General features: G+C 40.3%; 6 protein-coding genes. 2 read left to right on the top strand and 4 right to left on the bottom strand.

What is annotated here, in order from left to right:
- Together B4H32_RS09235 and lipA are read right to left on the bottom strand one after the other, a co-directional pair.
- Positions 1-665: DUF4394 domain-containing protein (locus tag B4H32_RS09235; RefSeq protein WP_286802364.1), on the bottom strand; the 665-nt coding region annotated here is incomplete at its 3' end.
- A 387-nt stretch (positions 666-1,052) separates the two neighbouring features.
- Positions 1,053-2,066, bottom strand: coding sequence for a lipoyl synthase (gene lipA / locus B4H32_RS09230; RefSeq protein WP_005329970.1), 1,014 nt, complete (start codon positions 2,064-2,066; stop codon positions 1,053-1,055).
- 185 nt (positions 2,067-2,251) lie between these two features.
- Here lipA and sthA point away from each other — a divergent pair, with 185 nt between their 5' ends.
- Together sthA and B4H32_RS09220 are read left to right on the top strand one after the other, a co-directional pair.
- The gene (sthA, locus tag B4H32_RS09225; RefSeq protein WP_004757858.1) at positions 2,252-3,667 is read left to right on the top strand and encodes a Si-specific NAD(P)(+) transhydrogenase; all 1,416 of its coding nucleotides are present in this window, start codon (positions 2,252-2,254) and stop codon (positions 3,665-3,667) included.
- An 80-nt stretch (positions 3,668-3,747) separates the two neighbouring features.
- A complete protein-coding gene (locus B4H32_RS09220; protein WP_286802359.1) occupies positions 3,748-4,218 on the top strand; it encodes a DUF3465 domain-containing protein in 471 nt (156 codons plus the stop codon).
- Between the two features lie 39 nt (positions 4,219-4,257).
- On the opposite strand, the gene B4H32_RS09215 is transcribed toward B4H32_RS09220, so the two are convergent.
- Positions 4,258-4,710 (bottom strand): DUF962 domain-containing protein, encoded by a 453-nt coding sequence (locus B4H32_RS09215; RefSeq protein WP_286802357.1) that lies wholly within the window; start codon positions 4,708-4,710, stop codon positions 4,258-4,260.
- Between the two features lie 181 nt (positions 4,711-4,891).
- A complete protein-coding gene (locus B4H32_RS09210) occupies positions 4,892-5,503 on the bottom strand; it encodes a septal ring lytic transglycosylase RlpA family protein (protein WP_286802354.1) in 612 nt (203 codons plus the stop codon).
- Positions 5,504-5,752 lie beyond the last annotated feature (249 nt).

Below are 5,752 nucleotides of genomic sequence, written 5' to 3'. Positions count from 1 at the left end.
GCCGTAGACTTACCTAATGTACCTGCGTTCGCATTTTGAAGATAAATGCGATCAGAATTTTGGTCAATGCTATATAGTTTGGTTGAACCTGTGCCAGCAAAGGCATTGGTATAAGCACCTGCAACAACTGCTGCACTACCTGTGGCTAAATTAATCGTGCCATCTGTAATGGTTGCACCAGTATCAACATTGATACGCAAGTTTTGTCCTGTGTTAGAAATTACACGTAGGCGATCTGCAGCAGGGTTAAAATTAACAGTGATAAGGTTGGCATCACCCATAATTTGTGTGAAAGATGCATTTCCATCTGCGTTATCGCTCGGGTCGGCGATGAGTTTTCTCAGGAAACTTGCTTCGCCATTGTTTGGATTTAAAGTATATAAGTTCCCCTGTAGACCAACAGCATAAAGTTTTCCATCTTTAGGGCGGTAATCAATACCTACCAGTTCATCCCCAGACATTAATCCTTTAATCTTGCGGTTAGACACAAGCTTGTCAGGCATTGATCTATCGACTGAACTAATCATTCCATTGGCAGTTAGAATTAAAGTATCGCCAGTATTCACATTTGACGACTCGGCATCGTTGTCTGAATCACTATTACAACCTAACAATGCAAAGCTTGCTAATGCAGTAACAGTCAAAGCTGTAATTTTCTTATTCATGTGTCTATCCTGATCTCAAAGTTATTTATAATAAGAAGTCTTCTTCCAATTAACGGTTTAAATTGACAAAGCTTCTTGATATTCATTTTTTGTTCGGAGGAAATTCCAAAAAAGATGGATGTATTAAGTTTAAAAATACAAATCACAATTTTTTAAAATTCACTTCTACTCCAATCAGGTTATGCGGACTAGGGTGTAAAGTAAATTAATGTTTTTAAGTGATTTTTTGGTAGTAGCGTGTCGATTGGTAATTATTCACGAGGAATTCACGCTCGTTAAGAAACGTTAGTTAGTTCACAGAAATTATTTTTTAAAATTGGATTATCTCATATCAAAAATTAAAAAAGAGAACATGATTGTTCCCTTTTTTACTTCATAGAAACTTGATTAAGCTTCTACAGTTTGTACAGCAATTTTCTTGGCAGGGTCAACTTTACGGCGTACCGCAGGCACAGGTTCACCACGATACTGTCGGTCGGCAAAGTAACTTGAACGAACCATTGGCGCAGACCAAATGTTTCTGAAGCCTAATTTACGACCATGTTCTGCGTAGCGCTCAAATTCTTCTGGTGTCACAAAACGATCAATTGGCGCATGTTGTTTGGACGGCTGTAAATATTGTCCAATCGTGACATAGTCCACATCGTGCGCACGCAGATCATCCAGTAATGCAAGCACTTCCTCTTCAGTTTCACCAATCCCAACCATCAAACCACATTTGGTCGGGACATCAGGGCAGTATTCCTTAAACATTTTTAGTAGCGTTAACGAATGCTGATAGTCTGAACCTGGACGCATGGCTTTGTATAAGCGTGGCACGGTTTCAATATTATGATTGAAAACATCGGGTGGACATTCTGTCATGATGCGTAAGGCAATATCCATACGACCACGGAAATCAGGAACTAAAATTTCTAATAAAGTTTTTGGACTCAAAGCGCGAGCTTCTTTAATACAATCCACAAAATGTTGCGCGCCGCCATCGAGTAGGTCATCCCGATCCACCGAAGTAATGACGGCATATTTCAAACCTAAGTTGGCAATGGTTTCTGCCATGTGACGTGGTTCTTCAGGGTCAAGCGCATTTGGTCGACCATGTGCAACGTCACAAAAAGGACAACGTCGGGTACAAATTGCCCCCATAATCATAAAGGTTGCTGTACCACCACCAAAACATTCTGGCAAATTCGGACAGGCCGCTTCTTCACACACGGTATGCAATTTTTGTGCACGCAGCGTAGTTTTAATGCGTTGCACTTCTTCAGGGGCCGCCATTTTGACGCGTATCCAGTCAGGTTTACGTGGGACTTCAACCGTAGGAATCACCTTTACAGGAATTCTAGCGACTTTTTCCGCGCCACGAAGTTTTACGCCCTGTTCAGGTTTACGGTGTTCAGACATATTTCACTTTTCCCTTAATTATTGAACCGATCAAGACTGCATTATTATAGTCAAGTTTGTAGTAGAAACAGGTATTCATTTTGAAAATGTCAATATTTAAAATATATGGTTGAGAAATACATTAATTCGCCGCATATTAGTTATCATATATTTAGAAGTAACAGCAACAATGAAAGGAGCTTTGAATGCCACGTAAGAAAGAGGTCATTGGTGGGAATATTGTGAAGTTTGATGCAGTTGTTCTCGGTTCTGGCCCTGCGGGTGAAGGCGCGGCAATGAAGCTTGCAAAAGCAGGTAAACGTGTTGCAATTGTTGATGTTCGTGATCAACTCGGTGGTAACTGTGCACACGTGGGAACAATTCCGAGTAAAGCATTACGTCAAACGGTTTCCAGTATTATCCGTTATCAGCGTGATCCAATGTTTCAAAAAGTAGGTGAATGGAAACAGTTCACCATGAAACAGGTGCTGCGTAATGCGCATAAAGTGATTCAGCAGCAAGTCGATACACATACCCGTTTTTATGACCGCAACAAAATTGAGGTCTTTCATGGTCGTGCCTATATTCAGGATAAAAACACCGTCCTGATTTTTGGTCAGGATGGCATTAAGGATAGCATTATCTGTAAACAAATCGTGATCGCAACAGGTAGCCGTCCATATCAACCGAAAGAATTAGACTTTAACCATCCCCGTGTGTTTGATTCAGATAAGATCCTTGATCTGGATTATGCAATCCATAAAATCATTATCTATGGTGCAGGGGTGATTGGCTGTGAATATGCCTCCATTTTCATTGGGCTGGACCATAAAGTTGACTTGATTAATACCCAGCATAAACTTTTAAGCTATCTGGATGATGAAATCGCCGATGCATTGTCTTACCACTTGCGTGAGCAAGGGGTCCTGATTCGCCATAATGAACAAATAGATCATTTAGAAACTTTTGATGATCATGTGGTGCTGCATTTGCAAAGCGGTAAAAAAATTAAAGCCGATGCGATTTTGTGGTGTAACGGACGTTCGGGGAATACCGATGGTTTAGGCTTGGAAAATGTTGGTTTAGTGCCGAATAGTCGTGGTCAGCTCACGGTGAATGACCAATATCAAACCGAAGTTGATAATATTTATGCTGCGGGTGATGTCATTGGCTGGCCATCGTTGGCATCGGCTGCATACGACCAGGGACGCTGTGCTGGGGCGAATATGGTGGGCGAGAAGAACGTTAAACCGATCAAGGATGTCCCAACAGGAATTTATACCATTCCAGAAATTTCATCGATTGGTAAGACTGAACAACAGCTTACCGATGAGAAAGTCCCTTATGAAGTAGGGCAGGCATCTTTCCGTCACTTGGCCCGTGCACAGATTACGGGTGATACGGTAGGTGAATTAAAGATTCTATTCCACCGCGATACTTTGGAAGTCTTGGGTATTCACTGCTTTGGTAATAATGCAGCAGAGATTATCCACATTGGGCAGGTGGTTATGCATAGTCCAGACAATACCCTGAAGTATTTTGTTGAAACAACATTTAACTATCCAACGATGGCGGAAGCCTATCGTGTGGCTGCGTTAAATGGTATGAATCGTCTATTCTAAGCGACATAGACATTGTATGATCAAAATGCCAATCAATATGATTGGCATTTTGCTATGGTGTGTTTGATAAAAAGGTGGATATGAAAACTCAAAAAAATAATTTAATTGTCATCGTGATGGTTTTTCTTATTGCTGCTTATTTGAGATTGGATTTCAAGCAAAAACAAAATACAACCAATGGCTCAGCTCTGCCACCTTCTACCAATTTAGTCATAGATGATCAACAGAAGATCATGCAGGCATATCAACAGCAACGAAGTAATATTCAGGTTCAAGCCCAGGGAACAATAAAAGCAATTTTGCCAGATGACGATCAAGGTTCAAAACATCAAAAAATGATTTTACAACTTGAGAACGGATTGACTGTGTTGATTGCCCACAACATTGATTTGGCACCAAAAATTGAGGGACTTAAAAAAGGCGATAAAGTTGAGTTTTATGGTGAATATGAGTACAACCAAAAAGGTGGTGTGATTCACTGGACTCACCATGATCCTCAAGGAAAACACATTGATGGATGGCTAAAATATCAAGGAAGAATGTATCAATGACATCTTCCTTGAATCCTGATGAACCTAACATGCGCTAAATCAGCTTGTAAGCGCCAATTTTTGACGAGATTTCCATTTAGGTAGGACTTTAGCCAAATAAGCGTCCATGCACCATACTGGGCCAATCAGGAGGAATTGCAGGTCCTTGAAGAATGATGGCTTTTTGCCCTCTACTTTGTGCCCATAAAACTGTCCAATCCAGGCAACCACAAAAACGCCAATGTAAAAACCTACCCCTACAGGCAGAATCACAATCAGCCATGCCATGACTGCCAATAGCGCGGCCATTGCCACCGCCAGCACAATATCCAGACGTGCATAAAAGACCAAGGTCAGTACAAGCAGCAGGGCGGTGAGTAGCGTGCTAAAGTGAGCAAGAATCCCAATGATTGAAAAAAGAATGGCTGGAACGCAGACCCAGTGAATTTTTTTATTGGTTTGGTCTTGATGGTTGTCACTATATTCATCAAACCATTCAGTAATTGATTTCACAGCGCTCTCCTTGCTATGCGACTATGTTTTTTTGAATATACCGAAGAAAAGCGAGAGGGTCAAAATGATTCTCGGGAATGGTAAGGAAATGATGTCTCTAATTAAACAAAATAAAAGTTTTGGAAACCTAAAACATAAAAAGCCACACAAGGTGACTTTTTATCGAATTGATGAACCTGAATTAAGAATTAGGCCCATCAACACGTTCAATATTTACATTGGCAGTACCCACATTGGCAAGACCAATCTGTTTCGCTGCACCGTAAGATAAATCGAGTACACGGTTACCATGGAAAGGACCACGGTCATTTATCTTCACAATCACGCTCTTGCCATTGTCCTTATTCGTTACACGGATGTAACAGTTCAAAGGCAGACTACGGTGTGCAGCAGTCAAACCATTCATATCGAATGTTTCACCGCTTGCAGTCTTACCACCATGAAATTGACGACCATACCATGATGCTACGCCAGTTTGGCTAAACTTACGTACGGTATTAGACGCAACAGTGTTAAGTTTTTCAATCACTGAAGGCTCTTCTTCAGGGATATCAATTTTAGCAGCAATTGTTTGGCGACGTACTTTGTCACCATAACTCTCAGTGATTGAAAGACTATTGACGTTAGAAAAACGAGAATTAAAATTTTGAGAATCTTTGCTCAAAACGCGGGCTGCTAAATTAGAACCTTCAACATCATTTGTTAATGATGATGATTGTACCATTTCAGCATGTAACGGGCTTAAACTTAAGCCTGCCGTCAGCGCTAGAATATATTTCAGCGAAAACTGCATTGTATAAACTCCTAGAGAACATGCTTTTCTATCTCAACAAAACAGCATTGAAATACAGTGCACATGTCTAATTATTCACTTTTGCAATTACTTTTCTTGGGTGGATAATATTCAGCGCTTACGAAGTGTGTCTAGTCTTTAACGATAAATAGTTACAAAAAGGGTAAAAACTTACAGTTTTAGATTAAAAAATAATCAATATTGTAACAAAATATGAAATTTGATTATTTAACACCCTTTTTGAACCAT

It is taken from the genome of Acinetobacter sp. UBA2063, assembly GCF_002333245.1.
Taxonomy (GTDB): domain Bacteria; phylum Pseudomonadota; class Gammaproteobacteria; order Pseudomonadales; family Moraxellaceae; genus Acinetobacter; species Acinetobacter parvus.
Note: the sequence above shows the minus strand (reverse complement) of the source record. Positions and strands in the feature narration are given on the sequence as shown.